Raw genomic sequence first — 17,352 nt, forward strand, 5'->3', positions numbered from 1 at the left:
ATATTTGATTTCAATAATGAAAATATTATCATTTTTTTAGTTTAAAGTAAAATTCAATAAAAAACTAATAACTATTCAAAAAATTTATAATACAAATAATTTGATAGACTAAATTAAAAAATGACTCATATTTTGAGTCATTTTTTAATAATATCTAGTTGCTATATAGATAATAACTCTTATTATTATAGATAAGTTTAAAATTTTTATTTTCATCAATTTCATCTTTATATTTTTCTCTACTTACTAAAAATACTTTTTGATTTTTAACATTAGAGAGATTTTCTTTATTTTCTATTTCTTTGATATCTTTATTTATTTCATAGGAAAGATTTAAAAGATCAGGAAATCTATAGGCAATTATATCATTATTACTTTTTTTTAGAATAGAGGCTATAGATTTCAAACTAAACTCTTCATTATATTTCATAAGTAAAAATGGAAAAATTAGATATAAAATAATAGTACTGCTAAAAATAAATTTTATACTTTTATCTTTATTTTTTTCTTTATTGAAAAAAATATCAATAAGTAAAGGAACTATTAAAAGTCCTTCTGTGATTTTTATAAAAATATTTCCAGAATTTTTAAATTTTATTCTTTCAATAAAAGTTAAACTTAAAATAATAAAACCTGTATATATTGGAAGGAGATATATTTCTAATTTACCACTGATAAAAGAAAAGAATATCAATGGTACTATACTCCATGAAAATCCTATTTTTTCTAATAATGTCCAAGAAAAATATTTTCTTATATTTTTTATGTAATATACTATGGCTCCTAAATAGATAATTCCATATGGATAAAGTATAAGTGGCAGCCTTGTAAGATAAAAGTAAAATGGTCTTGAATGTGTTTTGGCTTTTATTATTCTTCCAAATGTTTCTTGTCCTAAAAGAAGAGAAATATATTCATTACCTTGTGGCTGAAGATATATTCCATAGAGCCATATTCCAATTATTATTATAATCAGTAATAGTCCTTGGAAAAAATATATTTTTTTAAGAAAAGATAAATTTCTTTCAAGAATAAGGAATGTTAATATTATTAGAACAGGAACAGCAAATCCTGCTCCTCCTTTTATAAGAACTGCGATACTGATGCTTAAATAAAGAAATATAAGTTTTGTAATGGTTATCTCATTTTTTTTCTGGTACATTGTAAAAAATAGATACATAGACAACAGTATAAAAAAACTCATAAGTATATCCATTCTTAAAAATAGAGATACTCCTAAAAAATATGGAATGGATATTAATATCATAGCAATAAAAAATCCTGTTTTTTCATCTTTTAGTTTTGTAAAAAGTTTAAAAGATAAAATTGATATACCAAAAGATGGAAGTAAACTTCCAAATAAAAGAGATAAAGGAAAAAATAAAGTCTTAAAATGTGTCTTAAAAAATATTAATATAAAAAAATATAATGGTGGTTTATCAGGATAAAGCTCTGAAAAATATTTTAAAATAAGATAATTTTTTGCATTTATCATATCATTAGTTATTATAAAATATTTTAGCTCATTTCTGGCATCTGGATATCTAAAAAATACTAAAGGAGTAAAAATGATAAGATAAATAAAAATAATGAGTATGTATTGTTTCTTATAAGACTGCTTTTTCATACTTCCTCCTAAATGAAAATATTTATATGGAGAAGTATCTCATAATAAAGTTAAATTTTAGTAAAAATAAATTTATTTATAAGCTCAGCCATACCACCTTTATCATTAGATGAAACAATATAATCTGCAATTTCTTTTATTTCAGGTTGAGCATTTGCTACAGCAACAGATGTTCCAGCAGTTTTTAACATAGATATATCATTGAAAGAATCTCCAGCTACAATTATTTCTTCTGTTTTTATATTTAATAAATCAGCTAATTTTTTTATACCAGTTCCTTTGTCTATACCTAGTTTTGTTACTTCAAGAAAAAAAGGTTTTGATATTGCTATACTATATTTATCTCCATATTCTTTTTTTAGTTCTATCTCAACTTTTTTAAGATATGAAGGTTCTTCTAAAAGCATACATTTAACTGCATCCTTATTTACAGCTTCCTTAAAATTTTTTACTTTTCTATGGTTCATCTTGGTAAGATCTATTTCTACATCTATATACTCACTGTCAGTTTCAGAAATTATTTCATCATCTATGTATGTAAGGATATGAGTTTTATATTTTTGACTAAAATCATACATTAAATAAATATCATTTTTAGTTAGTGACTCCTCTAATATATTTTTTCCTGTGCTACAGTCTGTAATAACAGAACCATTAAAAGATAATATATAACTTCCATAATCAGCAAGTTTTAGTTCTTCAGCAAGTTCTTTCATAGCAAAAGTAGGCCTTCCAGAGGCAAGAACAAATTTTATACCAGCTTTTTGAGCTTTCATTATAGCTTCTTTATCAATAGGAGATATTTTTTTCTCAGAATTCAGAAGTGTATCATCCAAGTCTGTAACTATCATTTTATAATTCACAATAATCCTCCATAAAAAGTTTTCTTATAATTATAGCAATATAGAGATTATTTTACAATAGATTTTCTAGCCATGAAAACCAACGGGATAAGAAAAAGTATCATTAAACCGCTTCCTATAATTATATCATTTACTCCCATGAGAGCAGATTGCTCTGTTATCATTTGATTGATAAGGGCAAGCTTCATCTTTATAGGTCCTTCTGTTTGATGAATGTAGTTTAAAAAATTTGGATTTCCATTATTGATTACAGAAACTAAATTTTGATGATGCATTGAAATTCTATGATCCCAGAAATTTATAGCAAGGGAAGTTCCAAAACTATTTCCAATATTTCTAGTAAAATTATATAATCCTGAAGCTCCAGCCATTTCTTCAGGCTGAATATTGGATAAAGTAATAGTATTTAAAGGAATAAAAAACAGTCCAAGGCCAATACCAGTTAAAAATCTGGAAATTGAAATATAAGTTGAGGTTACATCTGGAGTATAATTTCCTGTGAGCACAGCTGTTATTGAAAAAAGAATAAATCCAGCAGCCACAACTTTTCTTGCATCAAGTTTATTTAATACGCTTCCTAATATTGGTGCAATAAATAATATGGAGAGCCCAAGAGTAGATGTGGTCATACCACTTTGGAGAGCAGTATATCCCATATAATTTTGGAGCCACAGAGGAATTACTACTACAGAAGAGAAAAATGCAACTGATGAAATTGTAAGACTTATAGATCCTATAGCAAAATTTCTGTTAAGAAATAATCTTACATTGACTACAGGATTCTCTTGATGCCATTCCCAAATGATAAGCATAGTAAGAAAAATAAATGCTAGAAGAGCAAGAAATATTATAAAAGGACTTGAAAACCAGTCTAAATCATTTCCTTTATCCAACATTATTTGTAGAGAAGATATTCCTAATGCAAGAAAAATGAGTCCCCATTTATCCACAGGAACTTTTTCTGTTTTATCCTTATAACCTTTCTTTTTAAAGATAGAATGAACTATAAGTGTAGATATTATACCAAAAGGAAGATTTATATAAAAACACCATCTCCAAGAGAATGAATCAGTTATCCAACCACCAATTACTGGCCCTAATACTGGAGCAAGGACAACAGTCATAGACCATATTCCTAAAGCCATAGCTTTCTTTTCTTTTGGATAAAAGCTTAACATCAAAGTTTGAGAAAGAGGTATCATGCTAGCTCCTACTATTCCCTGAAGAACTCTTGCAAATAATAAAAAACCAAATGAAAAGCTTATACCACAAAGCATACTTGCAGCTGTAAATAAAAGAGTAGCAACTGTATATTGTCTGACAATTCCAAATCTTTTAGTCAACCATCCTATCAATGGAAGAAAAATTGCTTCTGAAACAGCATAAGATGTGATTATCCATGTTCCCTGAGTTGGAGCTACAGCAAAATCACCTGCTATATGTGTAAGAGATACATTTACAATTGTACTATCCAATACATTCATAAATGAACCTATTGCCAAGGCTAAGGTGGCTAATATAAGTTCAAATGATATTCCCATAATATGCCTCCCTAATTTTTACCTAAATTTATTTTTATTATTTGTTCAATTTCTTTATTCATCACATCTTCATCTATTGAATAAAGAGTAGATGATTTTTTTGTATAAGGAAGTATATTTTTAGTTTCTTTTTTTATATTTACAATGGCCTTCATTGAACTTCCAATAGGAATCATTCCATTTTTTTGAAGACTATCCTTATCAATAATTATACGAACTGGAATTCTTTGTACAATTTTTATCCAGTTACCAGTTGCATTTTGTGCTGGAAGGAGAGAAAGTGAACTTCCCGTACCTGCTGATAAGCCTTGTACATAACCAATATATTTTTTACCATTAATATCACTTATAAGTTGAACTTCGTCACCTGGTTTGACATCTTTCATTTGTGTTTCTTTTAAGTTGGCATCTACCCAAACATTATCCAAATCAATAATAGTCATAAGTTCTTGAGAAGCAGATATTTTTTGTCCTAGAAAAACAGCTTTTTTGGCTATGTTTCCAGATTCAGGAGCAAAGATTTTTGTTCTCATAAGGTTAACATAAGCATTTTTATATGCAGTTATTGCCTGTTGTATATCTGGATGATTGTGGATAGAACTGCTTTCTGCTTGTATCCTTGCATTTTCTAAGGCTTTTTTACTTTGGTTCAAGGAAGAAATAGCAATGTTTAAATTGTTCTTACTTGTTTCATATTGATGTTTGCTTATTAATCCAGCATTATACGAAGCTCTATCCATGGCAAAGTCAGTTTCAGCTTTTTTTAATTGACTTTCTCTGACTTTCACATTATCTTCTGATTGCTCAACATCTGATGAAAGATTTGAATAAGTACGTACAGACTTTCCAAGACTGGCAGCAGCATTTTCTAAAGCTATTTTATAGTCAATATTATCTAGGACTGCAAGAAGCTGGCCTTTTTCAACAAATTGAGTATCTTCGATATATATTTCTGTGATAGTTCCTCCCACTTGAGAAGTTATTATATTTTGATTTCCATTTACATAAGCATCATCAGTTTCAACAAAATTTCTTCCATATAAAATCCAGTAAATTCCATAAATTATTCCTATTATTAAAAGTACAATAAGGAATATAAAAATTTTTTTCTTTGCTTTTTCTTTTTTTATGTTTTGATCATTAAGATTATTTTCTGTAACTTTGGAAGAGTTATCATTTTTATTTTTTTCTGTTTCTTCAATATTTTCTTTAGTTAATGTTTTATTTTCCATATTGTCCTCCATATTATTTATCAATCTTATACACTCCACCAAGAGAGTTTATAAGTTGTAATTGTTGAGTATATAAATTGAAATGATGCTGTTCATTATCTAATTTACTATTATACCAATTATATTTTTTAGAAAGATAATCATATTTTGAGATAGTTCCTATCTGTAATCTTTTTTTATCTCTAGAAAGTAAATCTGTTTCTACTTTAAAATTTTCTTCAGAACTATTTAAAGTACTCCATAGAGTTTTGGTTTTATAAAGTTCACTATCTATATCATTATACGCATTAATAACAGCCTTGTTATATTCTTCTATAAATATATTCATATCAGTACCAGCTATTTTATATGTACTTTTAATAGCTCCAGAATGAAATATGGGAAGATAAATACTTGGACCTATAAAACCTAAGAGAGAATCCCTTCTCAATATTTTATTGAAATTGATACCTTCAAATCCATATTGACCTGTAATAGAAAATTGTGGATAAAAATCTGCTTTAGCAGCATTCAGATGTTTTTCCTGCCCTTTTATTAACATAAGATAATACTCTACATCAGGTCTGTTTACAATTATATCAGAAGATACAGATGGAGGAATATTAACTTTTTCTTTAAATGAGCTTTTTAAGTCTTTGAAATTTTTCTCTAAGAGAGAGGATATTTCATTGCTGTATTTATTACCAGCGAGAATATTTAAGTTATTTATTGTAAGCTGTTTATTTAATTCATTTTCTTTAAGGAGTATATTAATTACTCTAATTTCTTTTTGAACTGTCCATACTTCATCTTCTATACCATTTCCTATTTTTAAATTTTGAGTTTGCAATTTTTCTATTTCAGTAAGAATATTTTTTTGATCAGCTAGGATAGTATTTTCTTGATATAAATATTTCCAGTAAATATAAAGCTTAGCTACTCTATTAGAAATATCAAGTTCTATCCATTTTGAATTTAATTTTATTGCTTCAGATTTATATTTTTGCTCTGCTGTTAATGAATTGATTTTATTGAACAAGTCAATATTATAATCAGCTTGAAGGCCAATGCTTCCAATATTAATTATTTTTCCTCCAAATGGTGGGGGAGTAGTTCCATTTTTTCCAAGTTTTTCTCTTTTTAAATCTCCTGTTAAATTTATTGTAATTCCTGACTCAGATTTTGCAAGGTTTATTGCTTCATCAGCTTTTTTGATATTAAGTTTAGCTATTTTTAAATCACTGTTTTCTTTTAAAGCAAAATTGATTAATTGGCTAAGAACAGGATCATTATATATTTTCCACCAATTTACGCTTGAAAAGATAAGCTTTTCATTTTCAATAAAATCAGTAGAGATACTATTAGGGATAATAATTTCATTTTTAGTAATTTTAGGTATTGGTGAACAACCTAAAAAGGTTGATACTACAAATATCAAAATAATTTTTTTATTCATCTCTCCTCCTTTTTAAATAAAGACTAAGATAAATATACTCTTCTAAATTAATTCAAAAATCCTTTTCAACTTTATAATTTTATATTTAACAGTATATATTGAATAAAAAGAATGTATTTTAAAAGCATTTTAAAATATAGAATAAGAAAATAAAATAAAACTAATGAAATTAAGAAATTAATGAGATAATTAGTTGTTATAAATTTCATAAAAAATATATGCTTAAATATTTGATTTTAAGAAGTAATAAAGTTAGAAAAAAGAATTTTATGTTTTTTAAAAATAAAAATATGATATAATATAATTAAAATGAAACTTTTGATAAAAAAAATAGAACACTTATTCATTGGAAAATAACGAAATATTACTGAATTATAGAAAATAATAAGAAATATAATTTGGATAAACAAAAAAGATTTTATTAATCAAAAGTTTGATAAGTTTTACTAAAAAACATAAGGGGGAAAAATGAAAAAAACACTATTAGGATGTTTTCTGTTTGTAGCATCAATAACAACATTTGCTGAGTCTAATGTTTTATCTACATTAGAGCAGCTGGAACTTAATTTTCAACAGCTTGAAGCTGAAGAAAAAGCTATGTATGAGCAAAGAAAATCAGAAGCTGAGGAAGCTCAAAGAACTCTTATTCAGCAGAGAGAGATGTATCAACAAATAGTTACACAGGAAAAGCGTATAGCTGATGTGAAAGGAAATAGATATTATAAGGATCAATATAGTCAGCTTGCTAAAAAATATTCTGATGCTAAGAAAGTACTAGAAGAAGAGATGAAGAAACAGGAAGAAATAATTAATTTATTTGAAATGATTAAATAGGGGAGAGGGGAAAGATTTATGAGGGAAGAAAAAGAAAAAGCTAAACCAACAAGAGGGAGACCACTAGGAAGTGGTGTAAAAAAATATAGAATTTTAGGCTGCAGATTTACTAGAGAAGAGTATACATTTATAAATAAGAGTTTGAATAAGTTAAGAAGGAAATATCAAACAAACAGTAAAATTTTAATGGAATTATTTAAAGTCTATAGCCAAGAAATGAATTAAATAACAAGATAAAAAAGACTCTAGATAAATTCAATTATCTATAACCTAAGACTACTAGAAATAGTAGTCTTCTTTTTATCTCTCATTTTCTAATTCTTTATTCTTATTTTTAATTTCTTTTGCATATTTTATATACAATATTAATTTAAGTTTTATACGAAATTAATTATGCTTAATATAGAAGAACAAATATAAAATACTTACCAAAATAAAGATAAGAACAGTATATTTTATGCGGGAAAATGTGGAAAGAGCCAGATTATAATTCATTTCAATTTTTAGGAGAAAGTTACACTAAAAAAAGCAATTAAATTTAAATCAGGAAAAGCTTTGGCAGAAAAATGGAATTTTAAAAAAATTATTATAAATGAATATTAGAGTACTGTAAAAATAAATTATAAAGGCAATAGCTTTTTCAACAGAAAATAATAAAATTTTATTTAGACTTTTTGAGGTCTATTTTTTTCAATACTTTTCTAATTTTTTGTTCTCTCTACAATTCAATATATTTATCTATATTTTCAATAATCAAGCATCTAAAAAAATTATGTTAATAAGAAGATTCTAGAAGAACCTTATCTTTTCCAAGCATTTTGTTAAGAAATAAAGTAATTTTTACTTTAGAATTACTATTTAAAGCATCTCTAACATCTTTTGCTATATCTTCAGCAAATTTTTTATAAACATCCTTATCAAATTCCTCCCAATGTTTATCAGTAAAAATACTTTCTGTTTCTAGTAAAACAGAAGGGTTATTATCTATAACTTGAATATTAATCTTTTCAATTTTTAATTTATGTGTTCCATCAGAAATATAAGCATGTTTTAAATGAATTTTTTCTTCAATTATTTTAAAATCATCTCTTGTCATTTATATCCCTCCTCTATAATATTAATTAAAAAATACCTCTCATTAACTTTAAAGAAAAATTTTAGATGCTTTCACAATATTATACTTTGAATAAATACTTTTCCTTTTTTATATTATTATTAACCATAATTAGGAACTCAATATAAAAGAAATAGAAATTATTGATGATGAGGACTAGAAATAGTTCTCTTTATTAATTTAAGGAAAAATTTATATAAATTTGTAAAATTGATTTTAAAGCGTTTTTATTTTTCATTAATAAAATTCTCGAACTAAATAATTTTTTTAGTATGTTATAAAATAAAAAACACTGGTTTATTTTGCCAGTATTTTATCTTTGTATATTTATTTAAAGAATTTATCTGCTAAATAATCAAATAAGAAATGTTTTCTATTTTTGTAATCCAACCAATCATAATCATAGTTTTCGTTCATATCAATACTAATATATAAGTCCTACAAAAGTAATAATTTTAATTATAAATGTAATGACATCAAAAAGTGCATCCATATCCATATTTTTACTCCTTTATTTATATCTCAAATTGAGGACAAATTTTAGTAATATTTTCTTCTTCAATATCAATATACTTTAAAGTACCTTTATATACATAATATCCCCATGTTTTTCTAAGAGAATGTGACTCAATAAAATATTCAATACTAAGCATATCACGCAACTTATGAAATTCTTGACTTACTCTATTAACACTAACAGGTCTATCAATCTTGTGTTTGATATTATAATGTGAAAGGTTCTTAAATATATAACCTTCTTTTATAGGGAAACCTATAGACTCATAATAATAGCATCAGATTTTGAATATAGAAGTAAGATATATAAATAAAAAAATAAAAGAAAAAAGTTAAAGCAGCTACCAAACTGCCTTTTTTATTTTTTCAATCTCTATCTAATTAAGATTTCCTAAACTTATATCAAAGGAATGTCAATAAAGATCAAAGTACTGGGGAAAAATCGTATTTTATTGTGGAGATATCACTCAATGTATAGTATAATATCTATAATGTCATACAAAAGTATTATAAAGAATTTTTTTTAAAAATTGTGCTGACAGTCTTTTTCATATGGTTACTCTTTGTTATATTTTAAGGAGTAATTTGTGTGCAGTATGGGTATAAATAACATTAGAACAATAACAGGCATAAACCATTTAGTTTTAAAACTGTTAGAAGAACAGCTGTTGAAACAGTATTATACAGAGTATTTATATTAGTGGAGGCATTGTATGGAATTTAGAAGAGCAACTTTAGAAGACATTGAACTTTTGATTGACCTAAGAAAAAAGCAACTTATAGATGAAGGAATTCGAATTACTCAAAACATTGATTATGAATTGGATGGATTCTTTAGAAACTTTTTGGGTAATAACACAATGATAGAATGGCTTGTTGAGAGTAACAGTATTGTCATTGCTAGTGCTGCTGTTATATTTTACGATTTTCCACCCACATATACTAATATAAGTGGTAAAAAAGCATATATAACAAATATGTATACATCACCTGAATATCGTGGGAAAGGGATTGCTACATCTTTATTAAACAGACTGGTAAAAGATATACAACAAGCAGGAATTGAGAAAGTTTGGCTTGGTGCCTCAAAATTAGGAAGACCAGTTTATAAAAAGTTTGGTTTTAAAGAAACGGATGAATGGCTAGAAATCACTATTTAATGGAATTCTCTATTTTTTTAAATAAAAAAGAAAAATTAATATAAGAAATAGTTGACTATTTTAATATAAAGTAAGAAATAAAAATAACTGTAGAATAGGGAATTTCCCTATTCTTTTTTATTTTTTGAATCTCTATCTAAATTAAGACCTCATAAGAGTTACTAAAAATATAATAAACCATAGTAATATAAGTATTGCTATAAGGATAAAACATGCTTTAATATAATTTTTTAAGTTTAAATTTGTTTTTTCTGAAACTAGCCAAACAATCCACATTATTATATTTACAATAGGAATTATGGAAATTATAATTACTTTCAACTAAATCTTTTACACTTAAAACTTTTTCTTGCTTTCTTATTTTAATGGTAGTAGAGTTGAAATGTTCTTCATCAATCATTTATATTTTCCTTAATAGTAATTATTTGATTTTTTCTACAAGTCTTATTTTATACCATCAAAATATTCAGCAATTTTTATTCCTTCTTTTTCAGAAATATAAACAGTCTCCTGATCTTCTTTTTGAGCTTTATAAGTGTAATGAAATATATAATATATTCTAGGAATATACATATATCGAATAGAAAATAATCTTACTCTTTGGAATTTTACATTATTTTCAACAATATTTATTTGTTTTTGTTTATTATTTACATAAGTAAACGTAATAGTGTTGTCTTCAATTTTAAAAGACTTTACTATTGTTCGTAAATAAAGGAAAAAAATTATTATAGCAATAATAGTTTCAGCAATACCTAATTTTATCAATTTCTGATTTAATATTTTTTTTCTTTCTGCTTGTAATACCTCTAACTTTTTATTTTTTTCTATTTTATATTTTTTAGAATATTCTTCCTTTGCTTGAATAAGTTTCTCTCCACCACCAAAATCAGCTAATGTTGGTTCTTCTCCAACTATAGAAATTATTTCTTCATGTGGTATATGGATATTTCCCATTTTACTTGTTATGATAGCAAAACTTACAAAAGTAATAAAAATTATAAGTCCTAAAGTTACTTCAAATGCGGCTAGTATTCTTTTTGTTCTTTTAGTGATAAATTCCATTTGTTCTCCTTTTATATATAACAACTTACATTTTAAAATATTTATTTAATTTTTTCTAAAAGAGTTTTCTGATTTATTATATCTATTTAGGTATAAATTCAATAACAATTGAGTTAATATCTTTATATAAATATATTGTTGAATCGCCAACCTCTCCTTTTTGATTACTTTTTATTTCTTTTTTTATTGTATTTTTTAGAAACTTTGTCATTTCTTTTTGAGAATTACTTGAATTTAAAATATTATTTACAATTAAGACTTTAGATTTAAAATTATTGATTGTTCCTTTATCAAATTCAACAGTTGTATTAAACTCTGAAGTATTTTTACCTGCTTTACTTATTCCAAATTTAGAATATACTGCAACAGCAGTTAAGTGTTCTTTTTCTTCATTAAAATAACCTCTTATTTCATGAGAAGAAAATATTACACTTTTATAGTGATCTCTTATGTCACCATTTTGTTCAGTAAATTTTTTTACTCTATTATCAACTTTGATACTTGCTGTAGGATCAATTTCTTTAAGTAACTCCACTAATTCATCAAATGTTATTTTATATGTTCCTGAAACATCTACCCTAGAAATATCATTTTTTAATCTTGGGGTTTTAATTCCATCAAAATTTTTATTTGCTAAAAATATTATTGGGATTATAAAAATTAGTAGTATTAGTACAAATAATAATTTTTTCATTCATTCTTATATGATAAACCGTAGAATAAGCCAGTTATCATATTACCTCCTTATTTTATTAAATATTTATTTAATTTTTTCTGAAAGAGTTTTACTGGCTTTAAATTTAACAGCTTTTTTAGCTTCTACTTTCATTTCTTTTCCAGTTTGTGGATTTCTACAAGTTCTAGCTGCTCTATCCACTACTTCAAATTTTCCAAATCCAAGAAAAGTAACATCTTCTCCTTTTAGTAATCTTTCTTCAATAACTGTTAAGAAAGCTGCAGCCTTTCTTTCAGCATCTGCTTTAGTTTCAAATTCTCCTTTTGAAAAATATAAATCAATAAATTCTTTTTTAGTCACAATGACCTCCTGTTGTTATGTAGTTAAAATTTAATTACATAAGAATTATAAGGGAAAAACAAGAAGAAAGTCAAATAAAAAAGAAGTTGTTGTACTTATTTGAACTATTAATAATTCTTTTGTTTTTTGAATTAAATTATGATGATTACAATTATTAAACACACACAATATATTGCTATAACTCAGAAAAAATTTATTTAGAAAAAGAGAAATATGAAGCTTTAATGAAATATGTAAAAATAAATTTAAGCAAAGAGGATAAATTTTAATATAGTTTTAGATTTTGAGTATGGAGGGAAAGTATATAAATAGAAAATTCAGAAAGGTTTTATTGTTGGATTTTTTCTATTTAAGAATGAATTTGTCTTTAAGTTCTGAAAGTGTGATAATTCTTATTAAAATTTTTTTCTTAAGTTCTTCAAAAGTTAGGTATATTCTAAAATAATTAAGAAATGAAACCCACTACCACAAATATTTTTAGATGCAAAAATAAAGTTTGATAAAATATCAAAATAAGAAAAATTTACTGAATTTAAAATGGCTTTTAAACCAATCTTTGTACCATTTTTTTTGATTCTTGTATTCTTTTGAAAGAAAACCATTAGTTATTTTTATTTTTGGGTTATTTAAAGTTATTCTATCTAAAAAATTGAAAAATAGTTTAACTTTATGAGGTGCTAATGTAATTTTACTATTTTTTCCATTAGTTTTATAGAAATATATTATTAATGAATTTTTATTATATCTAGTATTTGCAATGTAAGTGTGTATCCATAATATTGAATTAGTGTTTATTCCTTCAAGAGAAAAACCTCTATTGATAGCAAGGATATTCTCATGAAGCAGTAAAGGGAAGAAAACCTTTTTTTCTTCTTCTGTTAGAAAAGAGTAGTAAGTATCTTGATTTTTACATTTAATTTTCCATATAAAAAACCAAACAAGGCAAATAGCTAAAATAATCAGTGAAATAGAAAGAATACCATAAAAAACATTTTGCTTTTCTTCTACTCCAACAATTTCTATAGGAGACATAATTATTTCTAAATAAAAAGTAATTATGAAAATTATTTCCAGACTTATAAAAATTCCCCAAACAATAAATAAATATAAATATTTTTTTTTAGATTTCATGGAAATTCTCCTTTTTTGACTTTATTAATATTTTTAATTCTTTATATTACAAATTTTGGGGATATATCAAAAATATTTTCTTTTTCAATACCAATATATTTTAAAGTTTGTTCAACTACTGAATGATTAAAGGCTTTCATCAGGAGAGCAATATTTAAAGTTCCTTTGTGAAGTGTTCTTTGAGAAAATTATACCATAGAAAGGATTGGATTAATAGCTACACATAGCATAAGAGAAATAGGTAAAATATTTCTATTCAGTTACTACATATAAAAATGAATTATGAATAAAGTATCTTGCAAAAATGTCTAAAAAGGGTATTCTATAAAGTGAATATTTGAAAACACTAAGTTAAGTGGTCGATATTCCATATTTATGGATTCCTAGATTTTATTTTTAATATTTAAAAAATTTAAAATCATTTTTTATAGTCTTTTCTAAAAGATATATTTCATTAGTTTTTACATTTTAAACTAGAAATATAACCTATTTAAGCATTTTATATTAAATAATATTGACTTTTTGTTTACAATGTAATACGGTATATAAAAGTAGCTTTACCAAAGGAGTTGAAAAAATGGCTGTTATATTAATAAGATTTAATGAAGAAGAAGAAGAGATTATAAGAAAGTATATAAATAAAAAAGTCAGGAATAAAAACTTTCTTGATTTTTTTATTTAAGAAAAAATTATCTTTAAGTTTTGAAATTATATTAATTCTTATTAGAAATCTTTTTTGAAGTTTGAGACAATTTTATTATTAAGTGATAGTTTATAACGTTTGAGTTACTGAAATTAAAAAGAAAAGAGAAGAAAATATCTGTTTCTAAATTAATAAAAGAAACAAGAATTAATAAAAATAAATATCAGGATATTTTTTATAAGCTCTTTTTTATTTCATCATTTATATATAAGCCTGTAAAAACTCCATTTGTTTCTTTAAAATTAAGTTCAAAATTAATTCTTTTATAACCATTTAAAAAATCTTTAGAAATTTTTCCTAATTCATTACTTATTAACATTATTTTTCATCCTTCATATTTTTCCTTCAATAATTTATTTTGTGAGAGTAATATTATAAAATATTACTCTCTTATTTTTTCTTGAAATAATCTATAACTATAAGATCTTGTTCTGTACAAACAGACAGGTTAAAAGCTTCTTGATATAATTACTGAATATATTAACTCCAATTTACTGTAGTTATCAGCAACATAAAATATTAAGTTAATACTTGTCTTATTTTTTAGTTTATAAAGGTTATCAACTAATTCTATAATTTTTCCATCATATTCAATTTTATTTTTGGTTTTGATTCTTGGATATGTTTCATTTAAAAATCTCCTGTAAGGGTAATATATGAAGTACTATCCATTTGTTTTTTATTTATATAAAATCTCTTGTAATCAATCAAAATAGATATCATTATGCTCTTTTAATAATTTTCTATCTTCAAAATATTTAATATCATATAAATCTGAAAAATTTAATGTGATACTAATATTTTTATTATTTTTTTAAACTATATGTTTCTTGAGCCTGAAAAAGATCTTTTATCTTTTAATTTTTTCAATGCTACATAAATTTTAAATAGAAAAGTTTTATTTTTTGCTTGATTTTTACTTTATTACAAATTTGCTAAATACTGTTATTTCTGTTGCTAAAAAATTAATAATTTTGTATCTAAGTATAATTATTTTCTTTCATAAAGAAAGCAATAGTCTCATGCAATAGAGAATTTTTTATATATTTTATCCCATTTCATTTTACTATTTGTTAAAGAGGAACAGCAAATATTTATTCATAGTTTAAGGTATATAATATAGTTAAATACATCTTTAAATTAAAGGATTTTTCATATCTAAAATGAAGGTTATTTTAATAATATTCTTTTTCCTAATTGCTTCTATTTAAAGATACAAAAGTCTTAAGACACAAGACTTAAAAATCAAAAATAGAAATTCCAACAATATAAAAATTTTCTTTTTTTCTATTTTCTTTTAAATAAATTTGCAAGATGGTATTATTATCTACACGCAAAATAGTAATATTTATAAGATTTTCATCTTTTTTTAATAAATCATCAGCTATTAATTCAATATTGTTGGTAGTTATTTTTAAATAATCATTAAGAAATGATTTTGAAAAAAGAATAGATGTAAAGAAAAAATCATAAGCATATTCTTTGTTAGAAAAAAAGAAAATTTTACCATAATGAAGCTTGGAATCTTCATTTTTACTGGTAGGCGCAAAAGAGCTTTTTTTAATAGATGAAATTTCATATAAATTATTTAAAAAGAGAATATCTTTTTTATTAAAAGAACTTGTGAAAGATAAAGTTGATAACATTAAGAACATAATAGTAATTTTTTTCAATATAGTATCTCCTTTTAAACTTTAGATGTATTATAACAAAATCTTAAAAAATAAGGAAGTATTCTTAGTAAAATAGTGTGGTATAATCCAAAGTCTATTAAGATCAAACTCTTTTGATACAACTAATCAGACTTATCAACTAATTAATTAATCAAAGAAGTTTGTAATATATGATAAAATTAGGTTATTGGATATCAAATATTTTCTATATATTTCCTTATAATTTTTTCTTTAAATAAATGTTAGAATTTGTAATTAAATCTTGTCCCATTTCTTATTTTGGAAATAATTTTGAAAATTTATTTTCAAAACTAAATGTAGAAAATTAAAATAAAAAAGGAGTTCTTGGAGGTGAACTCACTCTTTTGGACATATTAAACATATTGTAGGAGAGAAAAAAATATGTTATATTGAAATATTCTAATTAAATTGAGAATTCCTTTTTTAAATAATAAAAAAAGAACCTATGGACAAAGAGGTTCTTCTTACTAAATAGAAATTTTTTAGGAAAAAACCTATATTGTAATTTGTTAATATTATTCTAATTAAATATTAATAAGCAGACCTTGTTTTTTCAACATAAGTATTTCTTATCAATTCTTATTTTAAAATTTAATTGTCTACAGCCTAAGCTACCTTAGTGAGTAATCGTTTATGTTTTCCAAAGTTATCATATTCATAAAATATATTATTAGCTATTTTTTCTAAAAATTATAGGAATTCCTCTATCACTATATGCATATATTGCATTTTTTATAGTTCCATCAAAATTATATTCTATTTGAAATTCAATTTCTGAAGTATGTATTTTTCCTTCATAAATCCGAACATTTGGAAATAAAGAATAAGTTATTATAAAATATAATAGTATTTTTATCATTTTAATCCTTTCTTGATCTTCTGTTTTTCCTCAAATATTTTATTATTTTTTAATTATTCAAATTATTTTATACTAATTTATTTTTTTGTTCAGTTTAGTTTCAATCTATCTAATTTAAAAATACTTGTCATAAATACGAAGTGACAAGTATTTAAAAGATAGGCTAATTTTTTCTATTGAAATTTATAATGATATCACTAAAAAACTTACTATACTCTAGTAGATGCCTCTAAGCTCGATACTTCTTTTAAATTTTTTAATAAATATATATTTTTGTAATAAATAAAAATATATATTAAAGCCAAAGTTAGTTGAAAATATCCAACTATAAGAATTAATTCTTTTAAATTTTGTGGTTTAAATAAAAATATTGTTATCAATATAAGAGTTTTTTGAATAAATAAATTTTTTATAACAAATTTTTCTTTAATTTAATCCACTTAAAACATATTTGCATATTTCTAAAAATATATTTGGCAATAAAAAAATGATATTTATAAGAAAGACTGGTAAAATACTTTTTATAATCCAAGTTGGAACTG

Annotated in this window: 16 protein-coding genes; 3 read left to right on the plus strand and 13 right to left on the minus strand. The window is 24.0% G+C overall.

Going from position 1 to position 17,352, the window contains the following annotated elements:
- Nucleotides 1-154 precede the first annotated feature (154 nt).
- From E6771_RS00140 to E6771_RS00160, 5 genes are read right to left on the minus strand one after another with little or no spacing between them, the layout of a single operon-like run.
- Nucleotides 155-1,627: an ArnT family glycosyltransferase gene (locus tag E6771_RS00140; RefSeq protein ID WP_316088747.1), complete on the minus strand. Its 1,473-nt coding sequence runs from the start codon at nucleotides 1,625-1,627 to the stop codon at nucleotides 155-157.
- A gap of 50 nt (nucleotides 1,628-1,677) precedes the next feature.
- On the minus strand, nucleotides 1,678-2,490 hold the full coding sequence (locus E6771_RS00145; RefSeq protein ID WP_316088748.1) for a Cof-type HAD-IIB family hydrolase: 813 nt from the start codon (nucleotides 2,488-2,490) through the stop codon (nucleotides 1,678-1,680).
- Nucleotides 2,491-2,537: 47 nt separating this feature from the next.
- Nucleotides 2,538-4,031: a DHA2 family efflux MFS transporter permease subunit gene (locus E6771_RS00150; protein WP_316088749.1), complete on the minus strand. Its 1,494-nt coding sequence runs from the start codon at nucleotides 4,029-4,031 to the stop codon at nucleotides 2,538-2,540.
- 11 nt (nucleotides 4,032-4,042) lie between these two features.
- Nucleotides 4,043-5,263: an HlyD family secretion protein gene (locus tag E6771_RS00155; protein WP_316088750.1), complete on the minus strand. Its 1,221-nt coding sequence runs from the start codon at nucleotides 5,261-5,263 to the stop codon at nucleotides 4,043-4,045.
- 13 nt (nucleotides 5,264-5,276) lie between these two features.
- Nucleotides 5,277-6,698, minus strand: coding sequence for a TolC family protein (locus E6771_RS00160; RefSeq protein ID WP_316088751.1), 1,422 nt, complete (start codon nucleotides 6,696-6,698; stop codon nucleotides 5,277-5,279).
- 468 nt (nucleotides 6,699-7,166) lie between these two features.
- Here E6771_RS00160 and E6771_RS00165 point away from each other — a divergent pair, with 468 nt between their 5' ends.
- Together E6771_RS00165 and E6771_RS00170 are read left to right on the plus strand one after the other, a co-directional pair.
- Nucleotides 7,167-7,532 (plus strand): adhesion protein FadA, encoded by a 366-nt coding sequence (locus tag E6771_RS00165; RefSeq protein WP_316088752.1) that lies wholly within the window; start codon nucleotides 7,167-7,169, stop codon nucleotides 7,530-7,532.
- 18 nt (nucleotides 7,533-7,550) lie between these two features.
- On the plus strand, nucleotides 7,551-7,757 hold the full coding sequence (locus E6771_RS00170) for a hypothetical protein (protein WP_316088753.1): 207 nt from the start codon (nucleotides 7,551-7,553) through the stop codon (nucleotides 7,755-7,757).
- Between the two features lie 550 nt (nucleotides 7,758-8,307).
- Here the strand turns inward: E6771_RS00170 and E6771_RS00175 are convergent.
- Entirely contained in the window at nucleotides 8,308-8,628 is a 321-nt protein-coding gene (locus E6771_RS00175) for a hypothetical protein (protein ID WP_316088754.1), read from the minus strand.
- 1,247 nt (nucleotides 8,629-9,875) lie between these two features.
- Between E6771_RS00175 and E6771_RS00180 the strand changes: the two genes are divergently transcribed.
- A complete protein-coding gene (locus E6771_RS00180) occupies nucleotides 9,876-10,322 on the plus strand; it encodes a GNAT family N-acetyltransferase (protein WP_316088755.1) in 447 nt (148 codons plus the stop codon).
- A 444-nt stretch (nucleotides 10,323-10,766) separates the two neighbouring features.
- Here E6771_RS00180 and E6771_RS00185 read toward each other — a convergent pair whose 3' ends face one another.
- The 7 genes from E6771_RS00185 to E6771_RS00215 all read right to left on the minus strand — a co-directional run bounded on the left by E6771_RS00185 (nucleotide 10,767) and on the right by E6771_RS00215 (nucleotide 16,810).
- Entirely contained in the window at nucleotides 10,767-11,387 is a 621-nt protein-coding gene (locus tag E6771_RS00185; protein WP_316088756.1) for a hypothetical protein, read from the minus strand.
- Nucleotides 11,388-11,469: 82 nt separating this feature from the next.
- Nucleotides 11,470-12,081 carry a hypothetical protein gene (locus E6771_RS00190; protein WP_316088757.1) on the minus strand — a complete coding sequence of 204 codons (612 nt, stop codon included), beginning with the start codon at nucleotides 12,079-12,081 and terminating at the stop codon, nucleotides 11,470-11,472.
- 66 nt (nucleotides 12,082-12,147) lie between these two features.
- On the minus strand, nucleotides 12,148-12,423 hold the full coding sequence (locus E6771_RS00195; protein ID WP_316088758.1) for an HU family DNA-binding protein: 276 nt from the start codon (nucleotides 12,421-12,423) through the stop codon (nucleotides 12,148-12,150).
- 507 nt (nucleotides 12,424-12,930) lie between these two features.
- Nucleotides 12,931-13,554, minus strand: coding sequence for a hypothetical protein (locus tag E6771_RS00200; RefSeq protein ID WP_316088759.1), 624 nt, complete (start codon nucleotides 13,552-13,554; stop codon nucleotides 12,931-12,933).
- An 878-nt stretch (nucleotides 13,555-14,432) separates the two neighbouring features.
- Nucleotides 14,433-14,576: a hypothetical protein gene (locus E6771_RS00205; RefSeq protein ID WP_316088760.1), complete on the minus strand. Its 144-nt coding sequence runs from the start codon at nucleotides 14,574-14,576 to the stop codon at nucleotides 14,433-14,435.
- 919 nt (nucleotides 14,577-15,495) lie between these two features.
- Nucleotides 15,496-15,930: a hypothetical protein gene (locus E6771_RS00210; RefSeq protein WP_316088761.1), complete on the minus strand. Its 435-nt coding sequence runs from the start codon at nucleotides 15,928-15,930 to the stop codon at nucleotides 15,496-15,498.
- Nucleotides 15,931-16,621: 691 nt separating this feature from the next.
- Nucleotides 16,622-16,810, minus strand: a complete 189-nt coding sequence (locus E6771_RS00215) for a hypothetical protein (RefSeq protein WP_316088762.1) — start codon at nucleotides 16,808-16,810, stop codon at nucleotides 16,622-16,624.
- Nucleotides 16,811-17,352: the final 542 nt, after the last annotated feature.

It is taken from the genome of Fusobacterium sp. (genome assembly GCF_032477075.1).
Lineage (GTDB): Bacteria > Fusobacteriota > Fusobacteriia > Fusobacteriales > Fusobacteriaceae > Fusobacterium_A.